At 56.8% G+C, this 18,685-nt stretch carries 21 protein-coding genes and 1 pseudogene; 17 read left to right on the plus strand and 5 right to left on the minus strand.

The genetic code is table 11. The features are described 5' to 3' along the window. Nucleotides 1–127: 127 nt before the first annotated feature. The gene (locus tag SIB38_RS03395; protein ID WP_412551381.1) at nt 128–1,399 is read left to right on the plus strand and encodes a PP2C family protein-serine/threonine phosphatase; all 1,272 of its coding nucleotides are present in this window, start codon (nt 128–130) and stop codon (nt 1,397–1,399) included. 6 nt (nt 1,400–1,405) lie between these two features. Here SIB38_RS03395 and SIB38_RS03400 read toward each other — a convergent pair whose 3' ends face one another. Continuing rightward, the gene (locus SIB38_RS03400) at nt 1,406–1,843 is read right to left on the minus strand and encodes an NUDIX hydrolase (RefSeq protein WP_294118046.1); all 438 of its coding nucleotides are present in this window, start codon (nt 1,841–1,843) and stop codon (nt 1,406–1,408) included. Nucleotides 1,844–1,921: 78 nt separating this feature from the next. Here SIB38_RS03400 and SIB38_RS03405 point away from each other — a divergent pair, with 78 nt between their 5' ends. The 6 genes from SIB38_RS03405 to SIB38_RS03430 all read left to right on the plus strand — a co-directional run bounded on the left by SIB38_RS03405 (nt 1,922) and on the right by SIB38_RS03430 (nt 8,689). Beyond that, nucleotides 1,922–2,938, plus strand: coding sequence for an Hsp33 family molecular chaperone HslO (locus SIB38_RS03405; protein ID WP_294118044.1), 1,017 nt, complete (start codon nt 1,922–1,924; stop codon nt 2,936–2,938). Next, entirely contained in the window at nt 2,922–3,530 is a 609-nt protein-coding gene (locus SIB38_RS03410) for a CoA pyrophosphatase (RefSeq protein ID WP_412551382.1), read from the plus strand. The genes SIB38_RS03405 and SIB38_RS03410 overlap by 17 nt, the downstream gene beginning before the upstream one ends. After that, on the plus strand, nt 3,527–4,684 hold the full coding sequence (locus tag SIB38_RS03415) for a CCA tRNA nucleotidyltransferase (protein ID WP_294118041.1): 1,158 nt from the start codon (nt 3,527–3,529) through the stop codon (nt 4,682–4,684). Before SIB38_RS03410 ends, SIB38_RS03415 begins: the two co-directional genes overlap by 4 nt. A gap of 327 nt (nt 4,685–5,011) precedes the next feature. Further along, nucleotides 5,012–6,853, plus strand: coding sequence for an ABC transporter ATP-binding protein (locus tag SIB38_RS03420; protein ID WP_412551383.1), 1,842 nt, complete (start codon nt 5,012–5,014; stop codon nt 6,851–6,853). 38 nt (nt 6,854–6,891) lie between these two features. After that, a complete protein-coding gene (locus tag SIB38_RS03425; RefSeq protein ID WP_294118039.1) occupies nt 6,892–8,106 on the plus strand; it encodes a class I SAM-dependent RNA methyltransferase in 1,215 nt (404 codons plus the stop codon). Between the two features lie 88 nt (nt 8,107–8,194). Continuing rightward, nucleotides 8,195–8,689: a L,D-transpeptidase family protein gene (locus SIB38_RS03430; RefSeq protein WP_294118037.1), complete on the plus strand. Its 495-nt coding sequence runs from the start codon at nt 8,195–8,197 to the stop codon at nt 8,687–8,689. Here SIB38_RS03430 and SIB38_RS03435 read toward each other — a convergent pair. Beyond that, nucleotides 8,680–9,195, minus strand: coding sequence for a CAP domain-containing protein (locus tag SIB38_RS03435; protein ID WP_294118035.1), 516 nt, complete (start codon nt 9,193–9,195; stop codon nt 8,680–8,682). The two genes, SIB38_RS03430 and SIB38_RS03435, sit on opposite strands and share 10 nt — an antisense overlap. Nucleotides 9,196–9,362: 167 nt before the next feature. Between SIB38_RS03435 and SIB38_RS03440 the strand changes: the two genes are divergently transcribed. Both SIB38_RS03440 and SIB38_RS03445 read left to right on the plus strand, forming a co-directional pair. Beyond that, nucleotides 9,363–9,959 (plus strand): L,D-transpeptidase, encoded by a 597-nt coding sequence (locus SIB38_RS03440; protein WP_412551384.1) that lies wholly within the window; start codon nt 9,363–9,365, stop codon nt 9,957–9,959. A 147-nt stretch (nt 9,960–10,106) separates the two neighbouring features. Beyond that, the gene (locus tag SIB38_RS03445) at nt 10,107–10,289 is read left to right on the plus strand and encodes a hypothetical protein (RefSeq protein WP_283424386.1); all 183 of its coding nucleotides are present in this window, start codon (nt 10,107–10,109) and stop codon (nt 10,287–10,289) included. Between the two features lie 105 nt (nt 10,290–10,394). On the opposite strand, the gene hemH is transcribed toward SIB38_RS03445, so the two are convergent. Both hemH and SIB38_RS03455 read right to left on the minus strand, forming a co-directional pair. Next, nucleotides 10,395–11,447: a ferrochelatase gene (gene hemH / locus SIB38_RS03450; RefSeq protein WP_412551385.1), complete on the minus strand. Its 1,053-nt coding sequence runs from the start codon at nt 11,445–11,447 to the stop codon at nt 10,395–10,397. A gap of 23 nt (nt 11,448–11,470) precedes the next feature. Then, nucleotides 11,471–12,289: an SAM-dependent methyltransferase gene (locus SIB38_RS03455; protein WP_412551386.1), complete on the minus strand. Its 819-nt coding sequence runs from the start codon at nt 12,287–12,289 to the stop codon at nt 11,471–11,473. 18 nt (nt 12,290–12,307) lie between these two features. On the opposite strand from SIB38_RS03455, the pseudogene SIB38_RS03460 reads away from it, so the two are divergent. The 5 genes and pseudogenes from SIB38_RS03460 to SIB38_RS03480 all read left to right on the plus strand — a co-directional run. Continuing rightward, nucleotides 12,308–12,499, plus strand: a pseudogene (locus tag SIB38_RS03460) (double zinc ribbon domain-containing protein); the annotation flags it as partial. A 75-nt stretch (nt 12,500–12,574) separates the two neighbouring features. Beyond that, entirely contained in the window at nt 12,575–13,036 is a 462-nt protein-coding gene (locus tag SIB38_RS03465) for a ComF family protein (RefSeq protein ID WP_412552018.1), read from the plus strand. Between the two features lie 40 nt (nt 13,037–13,076). After that, a complete protein-coding gene (gene grxC / locus SIB38_RS03470) occupies nt 13,077–13,334 on the plus strand; it encodes a glutaredoxin 3 (protein WP_412551387.1) in 258 nt (85 codons plus the stop codon). A gap of 6 nt (nt 13,335–13,340) precedes the next feature. Next, nucleotides 13,341–14,171 (plus strand): carbon-nitrogen hydrolase family protein, encoded by an 831-nt coding sequence (locus SIB38_RS03475; RefSeq protein ID WP_412551388.1) that lies wholly within the window; start codon nt 13,341–13,343, stop codon nt 14,169–14,171. Then, a complete protein-coding gene (locus SIB38_RS03480; protein WP_168590904.1) occupies nt 14,172–14,606 on the plus strand; it encodes a MarR family winged helix-turn-helix transcriptional regulator in 435 nt (144 codons plus the stop codon). 4 nt (nt 14,607–14,610) lie between these two features. Here SIB38_RS03480 and ubiG read toward each other — a convergent pair whose 3' ends face one another. Further along, the gene (gene ubiG, locus SIB38_RS03485; RefSeq protein ID WP_294118008.1) at nt 14,611–15,354 is read right to left on the minus strand and encodes a bifunctional 2-polyprenyl-6-hydroxyphenol methylase/3-demethylubiquinol 3-O-methyltransferase UbiG; all 744 of its coding nucleotides are present in this window, start codon (nt 15,352–15,354) and stop codon (nt 14,611–14,613) included. Between the two features lie 49 nt (nt 15,355–15,403). On the opposite strand from ubiG, the gene pip reads away from it, so the two are divergent. The 3 genes from pip (at nt 15,404) to rimP (ending at nt 18,685) form a co-directional block, all read left to right on the plus strand. After that, nucleotides 15,404–16,378 carry a prolyl aminopeptidase gene (gene pip, locus SIB38_RS03490; RefSeq protein WP_412551389.1) on the plus strand — a complete coding sequence of 325 codons (975 nt, stop codon included), beginning with the start codon at nt 15,404–15,406 and terminating at the stop codon, nt 16,376–16,378. A 317-nt stretch (nt 16,379–16,695) separates the two neighbouring features. Continuing rightward, a complete protein-coding gene (locus SIB38_RS03495) occupies nt 16,696–17,949 on the plus strand; it encodes an ABC transporter substrate-binding protein (protein ID WP_412551390.1) in 1,254 nt (417 codons plus the stop codon). Between the two features lie 142 nt (nt 17,950–18,091). Next, nucleotides 18,092–18,685, plus strand: a complete 594-nt coding sequence (gene rimP, locus SIB38_RS03500) for a ribosome maturation factor RimP (RefSeq protein ID WP_168590900.1) — start codon at nt 18,092–18,094, stop codon at nt 18,683–18,685.

Genomic DNA, 18,685 nt, shown 5'->3' on the forward strand with positions numbered 1-18,685 from the left:
AAAGTGTTAACAAATCCTACACGATAAAATTTGAACTATCTCATTTTTACTTTTGACGGCATGTTAAGTAGCAAGACCATAGTTGTGTTACGAAAGAAGTCAAAACTTGTGCGAAGGTCAGGGAAGTTTGTCGACCAACACTGTACATTCTGCTGAAAACAATGACGCGCCTGATGTGGGCGTGATCAAACGTGTGCTGCTGGTTGATGACAGCCGCGTTCAGCGTCGCATCCTGAGCTTGTCGCTCAAACGGGATGGTTATGATGTGATCGAAGCCGCCTCCGGTCAGGAGGCGCTCGATATTTGTCGCGAAGAACTGCCAGATCTGATTCTGTCGGACTGGATGATGCCGGGCATGTCTGGTCTGGAATTCTGTCGCGCCTTCCGTGAGCTTAGCACAGACACCTATGGCTACTTCATTCTCTTGACCTCCAAGAGTGAAAAAACCGAGGTTGCTCAAGGCTTTGACGCCGGTGCGGATGACTTCCTGACCAAGCCTGTGAACGGCTACGAACTGCGCGCGCGGATCTCCGCAGCGGAGCGTATCCTGCGCATGGAACGCGAACTCACCGACAAGAACAAGGTGATCTCGGAAACGCTGGACGAGCTTCAGCGTTTGTATGACTCGCTGGACAACGACCTGCTCGCCGCCAAGAAGCTGCAGCAATCACTTGTGCCCGAACGGTTCAAGGATTTTGACCGCGGCGCGGTCTCGCTGTTGCTGCAGTCCTCCGGCCACGTAGGCGGCGATCTGGTGGGCCATTATAAGATCAGCGACACACGAATCGGTTTGTATGCCATCGATGTTTCGGGCCATGGAATCAGCTCTGCGTTGATCACGGCACGACTCGCTGGCTACCTATCGGCGACTTCGCCGGAGCATAATGTGGCGATGCAAGTGTTGCCGGATGGCAGCACAACGCACCTCCCGCCCGCCGAAGTTGTTGACCGTCTTAATGAAATCATCCTCGATGAGATGGAGACCGAGCACTACTTCACCATGCTGCTCGCCGATGTCGATCTTGTCACAGGACACGTTATCCTTGCACAGGCTGGGCATCCGCATCCTGTGATTCAGCGCGCCGATGGCTCTATTGAGCAAGAAGGCCCCGGTGGTCTTCCGGTGGGGTTAATTCCAGGTGCCGAGTTCTCGCAATTCTGCATCGACCTCAACAAAGGCGACCGTCTGTTCCTGTTGTCTGACGGCGTGACCGAATGCCCGGACACGGGCAATGGTCTCTTGGGCGAAGAAGGTCTTGAGGCCCTAATGGTGGATTTGGCCGGTCACGCTCTAGAGGATACGCTGCAAGCCATGGTCTGGAAACTCGATGAGTTCTCCGGTGGCAAAGGCTTCCCGGATGATGTGTCCGGCATCTTGCTGGAATATCGCGGCGACTAAATAAACTTACCGTAGAAACTGCGCCGCAAAATGCCGGTCACCGGCATTGCCCAGCTGCGCGGTGGCTGCTGCGAGGCCCATCCAAACCGCCTCATGTCCCGGCTCACTTGGCGGGCCAATCCGCAAAGTCGGCGTCGCCATATAGATGGTGCAGAGCTTTTCGGCCCAGAGGTCATACTCCGGCATAAACGTGAACCGCCGAAACGCGCCCAACCGCCGTGGTTTGGCAATGCGGTACCCGGTCTCTTCAAACACTTCCCGCGTCAAGGCCACCACCGGGCTCTCCCCCGGATCAATGCCGCCACCAGGCAGCTGAAACTCCGACACCGGCTCCGCTTGATGGGTCAGCAACATCTGCTCCCCTTTGAGCAGAACCGCATAGGCTCCAGGGCGCAATTTATAGGTCACATCCCGACGCGGCGGTGTTCCGAAACGTGGTATCATGCGTGAAACCCCTTTTTATCGCCCTTGCTGGCCCTATATGGTCGCGGTATGGCAAGGGAAGGCCGATAAGGAAACCCCATGAAAGCTGCAAGCACAATTGCCTGGGACGACACAGTGCTGCCGTTCCAGTTGGACAACTCTGATATTCGCGGGCGCGTGGCCCGTCTTGATGGCGTGCTCTCTGGCGTCCTCAAACAGCATGCCTATCCTGAAAAGGTGGAGGCGTTGGTGGCCGAGATGGCCCTGCTGACCGCATTGATCGGCCAGACCGTCAGCCTGCGCTGGAAGCTGTCGCTGCAGGTGCAGACCAACGGCCCGGTGCGCATGATCGCCACCGATTACTACGCGCCGCAAAACGAAGGTGAGGTGGCCCGCATCCGCGCCTATGCCAGCTTTGACGAGGAGCGCCTGACCGATGGCACCCCGTTTGATCAGCTGGGCAACGGCTACTTTGCGGTGCTGATCGACCAAGGCGATGGCATGAAGCCCTATCAAGGCATCTCCGGTTTGGTGGGCGGCTCGCTTCAGGCGTCTGCTGAGGCGTATTTTGCCCAGTCTGAACAGCTGGCGACACGTTTCTCGCTGAAGTTTGGCAAATCCACCGAGCCTGAAGTGGGCGAGCATTGGCGAGCTGGCGGCATCATGCTGCAGCACATGCCCAAGGCCAGCCCCGAAGTCTCCGGCGAAGGTGGCAGCGGGGAAAGCGGCTATCTGCTGGCCAAAGATGTGGTCAATGAGGAAGACGCCGAAAACTGGAACCGCGCCAACATCCTGTTGGATTCGGTGGAAGATCTGGAAATGATCGGACCCTCCGTGCCGCCAACCGATCTTTTGGTGCGTTTGTTCCATGAGGAAGCGCCGCGGGTTTATGATGCGCAGTCGGTCAAGTTTGGCTGCACCTGTTCGGAAGAGCGCGTGCGTCAGTCCCTGTCGATCTATTCGGCGCGGGACATAGAAAAGATGACCACGCCAGAAGGGCGCGTGACGGCGGACTGCCAGTTCTGTGGCACGCACTACGATCTGGATCCGGCCACCGTGGGCATGCCGCCCAAGGATCGCTCCAAAGGTGGCAGCGCTGATGCCGCGGGCGCCTGATCCGCTCCAAAACATCAAGGCCGCGTTGTCCCGGGACAGCGCGGCCTCTTCTGATTTTGATCTCAACCCCGATGTGGTTTTGCCCAAAGGCCGTAAACTGCGCCCTGCGGGGGTGCTTGTGCCGATTGAGATCAAACAGAACATTCCCCATGTCATTCTGACCAAACGCGCCAGCCACCTGAAACACCATCCGGGGCAGATATCCTTTCCCGGCGGTAAGCAGGATGAGGGTGACGCAAATGTGATCGCCGCGGCTCTGCGCGAGGCGCGCGAAGAGATTGGCCTGCCTTCCAATAATGTCGATGTGCTGGGCACCTTGCCCACCCATGAAACCGTCACCAGCTTTCAAATCACACCGGTTTTGGGCCATGTTAGAGACGCTTTTGACGTGATCCCGGAGCCGGGGGAAGTCGAAGAAGTCTTCTCCGTGCCGCTGGCCCACGTGACCGATCCGGCGCTCTTCTCGATCCAATCCCGTCGCTGGCAAGGCCAGCGCCGCCACTACTTCACCGTGCCTTTTGGCCCCTATTACATCTGGGGCGCCACCGCTCGCATTCTGCGCGGTCTGGCAGAGCGGGTGTCTGGCACATGAAGGTCACCGGAGATTGGCTTACGGCTGCGCCAACACAGGCGGTTTGCGCCATGTTAGAGACACATGGACACCAAGCCTTGCTGGTTGGCGGCTGCGTGCGCAACGCGCTTTTGGGCGCGCCGGTGAATGACATCGACATCTCTACTGATGCTCGTCCAGAGCGGGTGATGGAACTCGCGAAAGGCGCCGGCCTCAACGCGATCCCAACCGGCATCGACCACGGCACCATCACTGTGGTGGCCGATGGCATCCCGCATGAAATCACCACTTTCCGCCATGATGTGGAAACCGATGGTCGTCGCGCCGTTGTCGCCTTCTCCGACAATGTCGAAGACGATGCCCGCCGCCGCGACTTCACCATGAACGCGCTTTACGCCCGATCTGACGGCACCGTGGTGGACCCCTTAGGCGGCATCGAAGATCTCAAGGCCCGTCGCTTGCGCTTCATCGACAACGCCGAGGACCGCATTCGCGAAGACTATCTGCGCATCCTGCGGTACTTCCGCTTTCACGCCTACTACGGCGACCCGGCCGAAGGCATGGACCCAGAGGCGCTGGCGGCCATCGCGGCCAACATCGATGGGTTGGCTTCGCTGTCGCGCGAACGAGTCGGTAGCGAGACCGTGAAACTGATGGGTGCCCCTGATCCGGCCCCGTCAGTGGCGGCCATGCGCCAGACCGGAGCGCTTACTGCCATCCTTCCGGGCACGGATGACCGCGCCTTGGCGCCCCTCGTGCATCTGGAAGAGATGCATGCGGTGGCCATCGACCCAATCCGCCGCCTGACGGTTTTGGGCGGCGACAACATTGCCGAGGCACTTCGACTGTCCAACAAGGCCGTCCGCCATCGCGACGTGTTGCGCAACGGGCTGGAGTCGTCCGACGCCCCCGGCGCGCTGGGCTATCATCACGGTGTTGAGGCCGCGACGTCCATCTTGCTCTTGCGCGCGGCTGTTTTTGAAATGCCGCTGATGTCGGATGATCTGGCCGCCGCGCAAAACGGGTCAGAGGCGCAGTTCCCGATCCGCCCAAAGGACCTGATCGAGCGCTTTCAGGGCGCGGCGCTGGGCAAGGCGCTCAAAGAACTCGAATCACGTTGGATCGCGTCCGGCTTCGCGCTGACAAAGCCCGAGCTACTGGACACGCTGTCCTGATTTTGCCGCGCTGATCCGGCCTGCGTGTTGCGCCGCCAGATCACGCAACACCTTGCGCACGTTGTGTTTACCCGTTCAACCGCCACAAGGGCCGCGCCTCCGCGAAACAGTCAAAATACCGACACAATACCGACGTGCCAAAGGTCGGGTAAATCATAGGTTGACGTATACGCAACACTGCGCCAGCATGCCGACAACTCAAACATGAGAGGGAGTGCATGATGTATCGCGGGATCTGGTTTTCATAAGCCTATCTGACCGCTGTGGCGGCCAGAGATGGCAAGTCACTTCATTTTGCACAATCCACTGTTTTTTCAGGACATTCTCATGTTCAAGTTCTTCGAGACCCTTGTTGACCCCTATTGCGACTACGACGAAGTAGATACGCCTCCCACCAAGCTGTGGCCTTTTATGCGGGAATACGCGCAGCCATTCCGCAAAGTCTTTGTTTTTGCTACGATAATGTCGATCATTGTGGCCGCGGTAGAGATCGGTCTTATCGCCTACATGGGCCGGATTGTGGACCTGTTGAGTGGCGACCCGTCCCAAGTCTGGGCCAACCACGGCACCGAGTTCATTCTGGTGATCCTCTTTGTGCTGTTCCTTCGTCCTGCGCTGCAAGCCTTTGACGTGCTCCTGCTCAACAACACGGTGCTGCCAAACTTCGGCACCCTGATCCGTTGGCGGGCCCATAAACATGTTTTGCGTCAATCGGTTGGCTGGTTTGAGAACGACTTCGCAGGCCGCATTGCCAATCGGATTATGCAGACGCCCCCGGCGGCTGGCGAAGCGGTGTTTCAGGTGTTTGACGCCATCACTTTCTCCATCGCTTATGTCGTTGGTGCAGCCATCCTTTTGGCCGATGCCGACCCGCGTTTGGTGCTGCCAATGCTGGGCTGGCTGGTGCTCTATGGGTTCTTGGTAAAATGGACGGTGAAACGGGTTGGCCCCGCGTCGCAAAAGGCCTCTGATGCACGCTCCAAAGTCACCGGTCGTGTGGTGGATGCCTATACCAACATCCACTCGGTGAAGCTTTTTGCGCACAACAAGCGCGAGCTGGATTATGCCAAGGAAGCCATTGAATACTCACGCGAAACTTTTCAGGCGGAGATGCGCATCTTTACTATGATGGATGTGATGTTGGTCATGTTGAACGGCCTCTTGATCGTAAGTGTGGTGGGCTGGGCCATCTGGCTCTGGATGCAGGGCTTGGCCAGCGTAGGCGTGGTCGCCGCCGCCACCGCCCTGAGCCTGCGTCTGAACGCGATGACCGGCTGGATCATGTGGGCGTTGACCTCGTTCTTCCGGCAGTTGGGTGTGGTGGCTGAAGGCATGGAAACCATCGCCCAACCGATTGATTTGGTTGATGCGTCCAGCGCCAAGCCGCTAGATTTTGCCGACGGTAAAATTGAGCTGCAGCAACTCACGCACCACTATGGTCGTGATAGCGGCGGCTTGGACAATATCTCGCTGACCATTGCGCCAGGCGAAAAGGTGGGTTTGATCGGCCGCTCCGGCGCGGGCAAGTCCACGTTGGTGAAGCTGCTTTTGCGGTTCTATGACGCCGAAAAGGGGCAAATTCTGATTGATGGTCAGGACATTGCCTCGGTCACGCAGAACAGCCTGCGCGATAAAATTGGCATGGTGCAACAGGATAGTTCGCTGCTGCATCGGTCTGTTCGCGATAACTTGCTATACGGTCGTCCAGACGCCTCAGAAGCGGACATGATCGCGGCGGCAAAAAAGGCAGAGGCGCATGACTTCATTCTGGATCTGGAAGATCCGCAAGGGCGCACCGGCTATGATGCCCATGTGGGCGAGCGTGGAGTAAAACTGTCTGGTGGTCAGCGTCAGCGCATCACTCTGGCGCGTGTGATCTTGAAAGATGCGCCGATTCTGCTGCTGGATGAGGCCACCAGCGCCTTGGACAGCGAAGTTGAGGCCGCGATTCAGCGCACGCTTTATGGCATGATGGCGGGCAAAACCGTGATCGCCATTGCGCACCGCCTATCCACGATTGCGGAGATGGACCGCATTCTGGTACTGGATCAGGGCCGAATTGTAGAGCAGGGCAGCCATGCCGAACTGTTGGCGCAGAATGGCCTTTATGCTGGCTTCTGGGCACGCCAGTCCGGCGGTTTCCTGAACGCAGACGAAGCGGCCGAGTAAAATTTGACCTCATGCCCGTCCCCCACTAAGGGACGGGCATGAGCCAGATTGAGATCCAGCGTTTGGGGCTGCACGGCGACGGGATCGCCAATGGCCCAATCTATGCCCCTTTGACCCTACCCGGCGAGACCGTGGAGGGGGACATTGACGGCGACGGCCTGACCAACATGCGGGTGGTGACTCCGTCCGAGCATCGTGTGAAAGCGCCTTGCCGCCACTTCAAGTCTTGTGGCGGGTGCCAGTTGCAACATGCCTCCGACGCGTTCCTCGCGGATTGGAAGGTGGACGTGGTGCGCCAGGCGCTTGCGGCGCAAGGTCTGGAAACAGTCTTGCGCCCAATTGCGACCTCTCCGGCCAAGTCCCGCCGCCGCGCCGTGTTCTCAGCACGTCGCACCAAGAAGGCGGCCTTGGTTGGGTTTCATGCCCGCGCGTCCGACGTCATCGTCGAGGTTCCAGACTGCCAACTTCTACATCCGGACCTTTTGCCTGCCCGTGATGTGATTGCGCATCTGGCCCAGATTGGCGGATCGCGCAAAGGCGAGTTGAGCGTCACTGTGAACCTGTCTGATGCAGGTCTGGACCTGTCCATTGTCGGCGGCAAAGAGTTGGACGGCCCACTGCTTGCGCGGATGGCGCAGGAAGTGGAGCGGTTCAAACTGGCGCGTCTGACGTGGGATGGTGAGGTGATTGCCACCCGCGTTGCCCCTGCCCAAAGCTTTGGCGCTGCCTCCGTTGTGCCCCCCCCCGGTGCGTTCTTGCAGGCCACAAAAGAAGGTGAATCGGCGCTACTGAGCGCGGTGGAAAGCGCAATCACGCAAGGCGATCGTGGCATTGACCTCTTTGCAGGCTCAGGCACGTTCACTTTGCCCTTGGCGGCTCAATACCAAATGCACGGTGTCGAGGGTGAGAAGGCCATGATCCAGGCTTTGGACGTCGGATGGCGCAAATCTCAAGGTCTCAAGCAGGTGACCTCTGAGGCACGGGATCTGTTCCGCAATCCGATTGTGACGGAAGACTTAAACTATGATTTTGCCGTGATTGACCCGCCGCGTGCCGGAGCAGAGGCTCAGGTTGCGGAACTGGCAAAATCCGACCTTGCAGAAATCGCCTATGTGTCGTGCAATCCTGTGACTTTTGCGCGGGATGCGGCTGTTCTGACTAAGGCTGGCTATCACCTTGATTGGGTGCAAACCGTTGATCAATTCCGCTGGTCTTCCCATGTGGAATTGGCTTCAAGATTTGTTCGGAAATAGCTGCTATCACGCAGCCGTGAGAGGCCAAAACGGCCAAAATCTGATAGACGACCTCAAAATGAGGCAGGGTACATAAAGGACCTACATGATGCGTTTGGTTTCCGCGCTGTTGATTGCGGTGTTGACGTTTGGCTTGGCAAGCTGTTCCAGCAAATTTATGCGATACAACGGGCCGGAAGTGACCCGCGTTGCGGTGTTCAAGGAGCAGCGTAAACTGTATCTCATGCACCACGATAAGGTGTTGAAATCCTACGATATGCACCTGGGTTTCCAGCCGGTTGGACATAAGCAAGTGGAAGGTGACGGCAAGACGCCAGAGGGCGATTACTACATCGACCGCCGCAATCCTAACAGCCAGTTCTACCTGTCGATTGGCGTATCCTATCCCAACGCAGCAGATCGCGCGAATGCGGCTGCATTGGGCAAATCACCCGGCGGAGACATCTTCATCCACGGACGTCCCAAGAAGTATCGGGACGGCAAGGATGATTGGACGGCGGGCTGCATCGCGGTCACGGATCGGGAAATGCGCGAGATTTACGCGATGGTGAACAACGGCACCGTGATCTCGATTTACCCCTGAAAATCGGCAAGCTGCACCGCTGTGCGCTTGCCCATCACCAGGGTCCACCAGATTTTGCCGCTGTCTTCTTGGAACCAGGCAAAGCCCATGTCCTGCGCTTGCGGGTCCAGGATCACGGCGCGGGTGTCATCCTGCTGCATCCAAGCCGCAAGAGTTTCGACCTCTGATTCGTAGGTTTCGCTGATGGTTTCACCGGCAAGCGTGCCGGAATAGCCAACGCGGGCAACGCGATCCAGAGGTGAAGATCCGTCAGAGCCAAAGTGCCAGGGGCGATTCTGCAGAGACATATCGCGGGAGTGGGTTGCGGCTGCGGCGTTAAGCTGGGCATTCAATTCGACGGCCGGAGCACCAGAGGCGGCGCGTAGGGCGTTGATAGAGTCCAATACCTGATATTGCACTTTGGATGTGCTGCTGCCGGAGATCTTGTATTGCTTGGTGCTGGAACCGCCTGCACCACAGCCTACCAAACCAAGAGCTGCTACCAGCAAAAGAGCAATTGCACGCATTGTATTCCCGTCCCAAAAAATTGAATGGCAGAGTCCTAACCGTCCAAAGTTGCCATGAAAACCCACATCGGCGTGACATTGCTCTTTTAACGTTTGATTGATTTGCGACTGCGGCTTTCCGGCCATATGATCGCCCGGTCTTTTATATGTGGGTTCTGGAGGAACAAATGGCTGTAGATCGGTCTAATAAACTTGGTCGTCGTGCCTTTTTGGCGAGCGGTGCAGCTTTTCTGAGCGCGCCGGCAATTGCACAAACCGAGACCGGAACCACAGAGGTGGAGCGGGATCTGGACGAGATTGTCGTGCGCAACATCTCGAGCTTCCGCTCGCTGGATTGGGCTCCCTATTTTGACAACCTCAAAAACGGCGCTGTGCTGGTCGACGTCACATCGCGCGCCTTGCATTATTGGTCTGAAGACGAGTCCGTATACAAACTGTACCCTACATCTGTGCCTCTGACCGAAGATCTCACACGTCGCGGGCGCACCACGGTGGTGCGTAAAGTGGACGGTCCAAGTTGGCGTCCGACACCATCGATGAAGAAGCGCAATCCTGAATGGCCGGACTACGTGGGTCCCGGACCTGATAATCCCTTGGGAACACACGCTCTTTATCTGAGTTGGACCTATTACCGGATCCACGGAACCCATGACACGCGCAAAATTGGCCGCCGCTCGTCCAACGGGTGCATTGGGCTGTACAACGAACACATCTCCGAATTGTTTTCGTTGACAAAAGTCGGCACGCAAGTGTTGCTAATTTGACGACATTTAGACCTTGGTAGGGGCGTTTCGGCAATCTTGGGTTTGCAAAGCCAACATTTTGCTGTTTAGACATTTCCTACGAGGTAAGTCTTGGGTGCTTGTCATCGCCCTCATTGTATTGGTGGCAAGCGAATTCTGGAGGATACTATGAAGAAACTCGTTCTCGCTGCTGCTCTGACTGCTGCTGCTTCCACCGCATTCGCGGGCTCCATGGCCGATCCGGTTGTTGAACCTGTTGTGATCGAAGAAGCTGCTGGTAGCTCCGGCAATGACGTTTGGGTTCCGCTTCTGCTGCTGGTCATCGTGGCCGCGGCTGCAGCTGCATCCTAAGTCGCACTAAAGCGATCTGAAAATAGAAAAGGCGGAGCTTGGCTCCGCCTTTTTTGCGTTCGGGGCCTGGGTGCACGGATGACGCACCAGACATGTCTGGTTGGGTTATTTTACCCAACCTCCCAGGTTTTCATCGATGATTTGACACAGAGCTGAGATGTGAGATTCATCGCCGTTCAGGCAAGGAATGTAGAGAAAGTCCTCGCCTCCGGCTTCCTCAAAGCTCTCCTTGATCTCTTCATTGATCTCTTCCAGTGTTTCGATGCAATCGGCAGAAAAAGCCGGCGCAATGACTGCAATGTTGGTTTTGCCGTCCTCTTTCGCGAGGCGGGCTACTTCTTCTACTGTGTAGGGGCGCAGCCAGTCTTCCGGGCCAAATTGCGATTGGAAAGTTGTGCGCAGATCAGTGTCTTGCCAACCCAGCCGCTTTTTCAGCAGGCGCGTGGTTTTCTGGCATTGGCAATGATACGGGTCGCCCTCCATCAGGTAGCGTTTGGGCATCCCGTGATAGGATACAACCAATAGGTCGGGGCGCTTTTCTGCTTTGGCATAGGCATCCTCCACAGATTTTGCCAAGGCGTCGATGTAGGCCGGATGTTCAAAATACGCAGGCACGGTGCGCGCAGCCGGTTGCCACTTTTCTTTCATCAGAGCACGGAAGAACTGGTCGTTGGCAGTCGCGGTGGTGGCGCCTGCATATTGTGGGTACAGCGGAAAAAACAGGATGCGCTCACAACCTGCGGCGACCATGTTCCGGACCTTCGAGATCGTCGATGGGTTTCCGTACCGCATGCAGAAGTCCACCATGATCTGATCGCCGTATTGGGTTTCCAATGTCTCTTTGATCTTGGCGGTTTGATCCTTGGTGATCACCATCAACGGGCTTTCACCGCGCTCTTTGTCCCAAATGGATTCATACGCTTCCCCACTTGAAAACGGACGTTTTGTCAGGATGATCAATTGCAACAAAGGCTGCCATTTCCAGGACGGATAATCGATCACACGTTTGTCAGATAGAAATTCGTTCAGATACCGACGCATGGGCCAATAGGTATGGTCATCTGGCGTGCCGAGGTTGGCCAGGAGAATGCCGGTTTTGCCACGGGCCACTTTCGGGTGGTCTTTGGGGGCGTGGGCCGGGCATGTAGCTTGGGTCATGTGCTGAGGTCCGTGTAAGTGAGTCACTTTGGCAATTTGATTTCAGACGTGCTGAGCGCGTCCGCGAGACGAGTTGTGGCTGAGCCGGGGCGCAGCGGTTGTGGCTGGCTGGCATCCGGTGCCCAACCAGTGAGGAATATCAATTCGAAGGTCGCCGGGATGCGTCCGGAGTCCATAAATGTCTCTACGTAGATTTCACAGGCCCGGATCAAAACGGCGCGGCGTGTCGGGCGCCTGAGGCGTTCGACGAGAGCATTTCCTTCTCCCATTGCGCGCAAATCTTTCATAAGCGCCCAAGGGGTTTCGTAGGTCACTGTTAAGGGAACGGTGTCTGCAACCGGCAAGGCCAGCCCCGCCCGCTGCAACAGCGCGCCAAGGTCGCGAATTTCTCCCATTGGCGCAATCCGCGGAGACAGGCCACCGGTGATTTCCACCTCAGCCTGCGCCAATGCGGCACGCAATTCATGCAGGGTTTTCCCGCCAAATGTCACGGCGAGAAAAAAGCCGTCATCTTTGAGCGCGCGCCGACATTGAATGATTTGCCCAACCGGATCATCGGCCCAATGTAGCCCAAGGCCATGGATCACCAGATCATGGTGCTGGATTTGCAGATCCAGAACATCATTGTCGGCCACAGTCTTCGCATCTGGCAAACATCTCTGCCAGGTGTTCGGAAATCCGGTCACGATGGCTGGCGCTGTAAACCCCCTGTTAACCATGCTGAGGCGATCCTGAACTTCAGCAATGGCTGCATCGTGCAGAAACATGCCGATGTTCAGGTCTGCGCGGGCGCGATTGCGGCGCAGAGCATTTTTGTCAGTGAGGCGAGGGTTGTTTTGCATGCTGCGGACAATAGGCAGGTGAAGGCGAAGTTTCAAACCGCCATACACCTATTGTTTCCCCCACGATGTGTGGCTTGTGGCCACATGGTGGAAAGTGATTTTGGGTTGTGCTCCGATTGTTGGGCGGAAACCACCTTCCTTGGCGGCGCCGTGTGTGACAGTTGCGGGCGTCCAGTGACCGCAGAGGCAAAGGAGTGTCGCGTTGTGTGTGACGCCTGTCTGTCTGATCCCCCTCCGTGGACACGAGGACGATCTGCGATCTTGTATCGTGGCGCTGGCCGTAACTTGATCCTGGCTTTCAAACACGGCGATCGCACAGACATAGCTCTACCGGCGGCGCAATGGCTCAACCAAGCGGTACGTCCGCTCTTGAAAGGTGTTGATGTGATCGCGCCATTGCCGCTGCATCGCCTGCGCTTTCTGAAGCGGCGGTATAACCAAGCCTCATTGTTGGCAAAGAATTTGGCGTCTCTTTCAGGTATTCCGTTTTGTGCCGATCTGTTGGTGCGCCTGAGAGGATTGGGTGGGCTAGAGGGGTTAGGCGCTGCTGAGAGGGCGGAAAAACTGCGAGGGGCAATCGAACCCAATCGACGAAGAGCCGATCTGATAAAGGGTGCCAAGGTGCTTCTTGTTGATGATGTTTTGACCAGTGGTGCAACTTTGCGCGCCGCGACACAGGCCTGCCTAGCTGCAAATGCCAAAGAAGTGTGTGTGGCAACACTGGCGCGCGTTGCAAAGGATGCCTAAATGCCGGACAACGGAAAACAGGAAATCACAAGGACACGCCATGCAGCCGGTCGAGATCTACACCAGCCCACTTTGCGGGTTTTGCCACGCCGCCAAACGGCTTTTGACGCACAAGAACGTCTCGTTTGTCGAGATCGATGTTTTGCAAGACCCTGACCGCAAGCCGGAGATGATCACACGGGCGAACGGTGGCCGCACCGTGCCGCAAATTTTCATTGGCGACACACATGTTGGCGGGTGTGATGATCTCTATGCGTTGGAGCGCGCGGGTAAGCTTGATCCTTTGCTGGCGGCTTAACTGACAATGCGCGCAGCCTTGCTTCAAATGACGTCTTCGGACATGCCTGAGGAAAACCTGGCAACGGCAAGTGCCATGCTGCGCGAGTCCAAGGCGCAAGGGGCAGAATTTGCCTTTTTGCCGGAGGTGATGAATTGCCTGTCGACAAGCCGCAGCCATCAGGAAAGCGTGCTTCGCCATGAGGCGGATGACGCGACGCTAGCAGGGCTTCAAGCCTTGTGTGCGGAGCTAGGCATATGGTTGCTGGTTGGCAGTCTCGGACTGAAGACCAACGAAATGGATGGCCGTTTTGCCAACCGATCGTTTGTAATTTCGGCTGCCGGAGACATCGTGGCACGCTACGACAAAATCCACATGTTTGATGTGGATGTGACGCCGGAAGAGACCTATCGCGAATCTGATGGCTACCGGCCTGGTGAGCAGGCGGTTGTTGCGAAGACGCCCTTTGGAAATCTTGGATTGTCCATTTGCTATGATGTGCGATTTGGCCAACTGCATCGAAAGCTTGCAAAAGCAGGTGCGGAGATCCTGACGGTGCCTGCCGCCTTTTCTCATATCACCGGTGCGGCACATTGGGAGACTTTGTTGCGGGCCCGTGCGATTGAAACCGGCTGTTTTGTGATTGCACCTGCGCAAACAGGGAAACACCCTGCCACCAAAGGACAATCGCGCCGCACTCATGGGCATTCTATGATTGTCGCGCCTTGGGGAGAGGTTTTGGCCGATGCAGGTACAGAACCCGGGGTCACGCTTGTTGATCTTGATCTGACATTGGTTCAGAAGGCCCGCAGGCAGGTGCCGTCCCTACAACATGACCGAGACTTCAGCGGGCCCTAAATGAACGACAAAAGCGGATTGGCGATTACGCTGTTTGGCGAGATTCTGATGGTGGATCAGCTTGCGCGCTCCCGTTTGTCCAAGGTTCTTCCCAAGGGCATGGAGCTGTCGCATTTTTCGGTGCTCAACCATCTGGATCGCTCCAACGCGGAACGTAGTCCGGCGCAACTTGCCAAGACGTTCCATCTTACCCGTGGCGCGATGACCAATACGCTCCACAAGTTGGAGACCGCAGGTTACGTGCATATTCGTCCGGATTGGGACGATGCACGTCGTAAGATGGTGGCAATCAGCCCGGCAGGCCGGCAGGCCCGCGATGCGGCTCTGGCCAGCATGGAGCCGATCATCAATGACATGGTCAGCCGTTTGGGGGATGACCGGGTGCGCGCAGCGCTCCCGATCTTGCGCGAGTTGCGGTTGAAGCTCGAAGAGTAGACGGTCAGGATTTTGTGCTGGCGGTTACGTAGTTGACGCTCAGGTCTTTGTCCGAAATCGACCACTGCCAGCTGATCGGATTGAACACAAACCCCTTGCGATCCACCGGTGTCAGGCCGGATTGTTCGATCAGGCCGAACAACTCGTCTGGCGTGATGAACTTGTGCCATTCATGCGTGCCTTTGGGCAGCCAGCGCATGACGTATTCCGCGCCGACAATCGCCATCGCAAAGCTCTTGGGATTCCGGTTAATGGTGGAGCAAATGTGCAAGCCGCCGGATTTGAGCAGTTGCTGACAAGCGGTCATGTAGCTCAACGGATCAGCGACATGTTCAACAACTTCCATATTCAAAACGACGTCAAATTGCTCTCCGGCTTCAGCCATCGCTTCGGCTGTTGTGTGGCGATAATCGATGGTCAGCCCTGATTGCTCGGCATGAATACGTGCCACCGGCAGGTTTCCCCCAGCGGCATCTGCGCCAATCACCTCGGCCCCAAGACGCGCCATTGGCTCTGACAGCAAACCGCCACCGCAGCCAATGTCGAGCAGACGCAGCCCCTCAAAAGGGCGCGCGGAAGATAAGTCGCGATTGAACTCCGCGGCAATCTGCGTCGTAATGTAATCAAGGCGGCACGGATTGAGCATGTGCAACGGTTTGAACTTGCCGTTGGGATCCCACCATTCAGCCGCCATGGCTTCAAATTTGGCCACTTCGGCAGGGTCTACCGTGGTATTGGTGGCTTGCATTTTCAACTCTCCATGCTCATTTGGGCGTCGCAACCATTATAGGTAGGACATGGACAAAAACTCGGGCCAAAAGCGCGCAGTGCACTACCTTTATCCTCCGGTCGAGCCCTTTGACCAGAGGATGCTGGACGTGGGAGACGGGCACAGCATCTACGTCGAACAATCGGGCAATCCAAGGGGGTTGCCGGTTGTTGTGGTGCATGGCGGCCCCGGCGGCGGATCCAGTCCTGCGATGCGGCGGTATTTTGATCCCAATGTCTATCGTGTGATCCTTTTTGATCAGCGTGGGTGTGGCCATTCTCGCCCGCATGCCGAAGTGGAGAACAACACCAGCTGGCACCTGGTGGCGGATATGGAACGTATTCGGGATACGCTGGAGATTGACGAATGGATTGTCTTTGGCGGCAGCTGGGGTGCAACCCTGTCACTTTTGTATGCGCAATCCCATCCGGCGCAGACGGTATATCTGGTTCTGCGAGGCGTGTTTCTTATGACTCAATCGGAGCTGGATTGGTTCTATGGCGGTGGCGCCGGTCATTTCTGGCCGGAACCGTGGGCGCGGTTTGCTGAACTGGTGCCAAAAGAAGAGCGTGGCGATTTGATCGAAGCCTATCACCACCGCCTTTTCTGTGGAGATCGCGCCACCGAAATTAAGTATGCGCGCGCCTGGTCGGGGTGGGAAAATGCGCTGGCCTCTGTGTACTCCAATGGGTCCAGTGGGGATGCACCCGCTGAGTACGCGCGCGCGTTTTCGCGGCTAGAGAATCACTACTTCCGCAACAGGGGTTTTTTGGAGACCGACGGACATATTCTCGCGAATATGGCGGTACTCAAAGATATTCCGGGATACATCGTGCAGGGTCGGTATGACATGATCTGCCCGCCAAAGGCCGCCTATGATTTGGCGTCGGCTTGGGGGAAAATGGCCGATCTTCGGATCATTCGGAACGCGGGCCACGCCTTGTCGGAGCCCGGGATCAGCGCGGAGCTTGTGCGCATCATGGACGATTTGGCGCGGATTTAGCAAAACGGCTGGACATTGGGGCGAGATGGCTTTCTCATCTACCCCCGACTTAACGGAGTTTGACCTTGTCACGCATCAGCAGACGAAGCCTTTTGACCACCGGTGCCGCAGCAGGTGTGCTGGCGGCGTCAGGTTTGGGCTTGGCTGCGGCAACACCCAAGGCCGGTGGCGTGCTGCACGCTGTTTTGCCCAGCGGGCGGACGAGCGACACCTGGGATGCGCGCACGCACGACAGTCTCTTCATGATGGCGGCTTGTCATGGCGCGGTGTTTGATTGTCTGACTGAAATTGGTCCCGACGGGGCTCTGCGCGGAGAGTTGGCGGAAAGCTGGACCGCCAGCGCAGATGCGCGGGTCTGGACATTTGATCTGCGCAAGGATGTGCAGTTTCACAACGGCAAATCATTTGTGGCGCAGGATGTGCTTGAAACCTTTGCCTTGCATTTGGGGCAACACTCGTCGCCCGTTGAGCCACTTCTGCGTGATGTGTCGGAGCTTAAGATAGTTGGGTCACATCAGGTTCAGTTCACCCTTCACGCGCCAAACGCCGATTTTCCTTACTTGCTGTCCGATTATCATTTGGTGGTTTATCCTGCCGGCTACGTTGAGTTGGCGATGCAAAACGGGATTGGTACAGGGCTCTACAAAGTTGAGGAGTTTTTACCGGGTCAGACCTTGCGCGCGCGTCGTGTGTCAAATCACTACAAGGGCGAAAAGGCCGGTTTCTTTGAGGCTTTGCACTACGTGAACGAAACCGATCCATCCGCTCGATTGAATGCGCTCCTTGAAGGGAATGCTGAGGTCGCCGGGCAAATCGCACCGACCCATGCGCGGCAAATTGCGACCCATAAGGGCGTGACGCTTCAAAATTTGGCGGGGAATCAGCATTACAGCTTTGCCATAGGGGGGCATTTTAATGCGCAGCAAGCAGATGCCGTCCGGCGAGCGGTGAAATACGGCTTGGATCGACCCGCGTTTGTACAGTCCAGCCTGCAGGGTTTCGGTCAGGTTGGCTGGGACACGCCGATTGGTCCAGCGAACCCCTATTTTTCAGACCAGTCCGATTTGGCTCCGTATGATCCGGAGCGGGCTAAGTCATTGTTAAAAAGTGCGGGTATTGAGCGCTTATGCCTTGCTGTGTCGCCGCAGTCGATGCGGGATTTCGCGTCAGTTCTGGAAACTTTTGGGGCTCAAATGGCGCAAATTGGCTTGCGCGTCGAAATTGCTCAAGATCCTGCAGCTGCGTCGCTCCATTTTTCAGCGGGTCGCGCCACCGAGGACTGGGCGATGTCCACCTACCTCGCAAAAGGCGGAATGTGGAATCACACAGCGTGGCAAGATCGTCAGGCGGATGAACTACTCTCTAAGGCGCGATCTGAAATGGATGCACTTAAGCGACAGGGCCTTTATGGGGAACTACAGCGCCTTGTGCAGCGCGATGGCAGTCTTGTTGTCCCGGCCTTTGCCAATCATCTCCAAGCCACTTCCAATAAAATCGGAACCCCCAAAACGATTGGCGCGCAGTATGCTCTCGACAATGCACGTTTTGCCGAGCGCTGGTGGCGTGCGTAGGCATATTTCCTCTGGGGGCTTGCAGACTCAGCCTTGTCAACGTATATCCCTCTCAACAGCGGCGCGGACGGGTTAGCCTGAACGCTCCACCGGGAAAGATCGACGGGCCGCGGGCCCGTTTTTTTGTGCTTGGAACACGCCTATGAGTGACCTCATTGCCAAAGCGGCGATTGACCGCAAGCTGGCAGATATTGTTGCCCCAGTCATTGAGGATATGGGGTTTGAATTGGTGCGCCTGCGTTTGATGGGCGGCAAGACCCACACGTTACAGATCATGGCTGAGCGGCCAGGTGGCGGCATCGAAGTGGACGAATGCGCACAAATCTCCAATGCGGTGAGCGCCATTCTGGACGTCGAAGATCCGCTCGCGGATTCTTATACGCTTGAAGTTGGCAGTCCCGGTGTAGATCGCCCACTGACACGGATGAAAGACTTTGAGGCCTATGAGGGTTATGAAGCCAAAGTTGAGACCGCTGAGCTCATCGACGGGCGTAAGCGGTTCCGCGGCATTCTGGCTGGCATCGAAGGCGAAGATGTTTTGATCAACATCGAGGATCAAGGCGAAACCGTTACGGTTGGGTTGAACTTTGACTGGTTGGCCGATGCGAAGCTGATGCTGACCGATGACCTTATCAAAGAGATGCTCAAGGCGCGCAAAGAAGCGGGCATTCTGAACGAAGACGAATTTGACGACATCGAGACCGGCGAAGAAGCGTCCGGCGAGTCTGAGGAGTAA

The sequence above is a fragment of the Shimia sp. MIT910701 genome, assembly GCF_047126315.1.
Classification (GTDB): Bacteria; Pseudomonadota; Alphaproteobacteria; order Rhodobacterales; family Rhodobacteraceae; genus Shimia.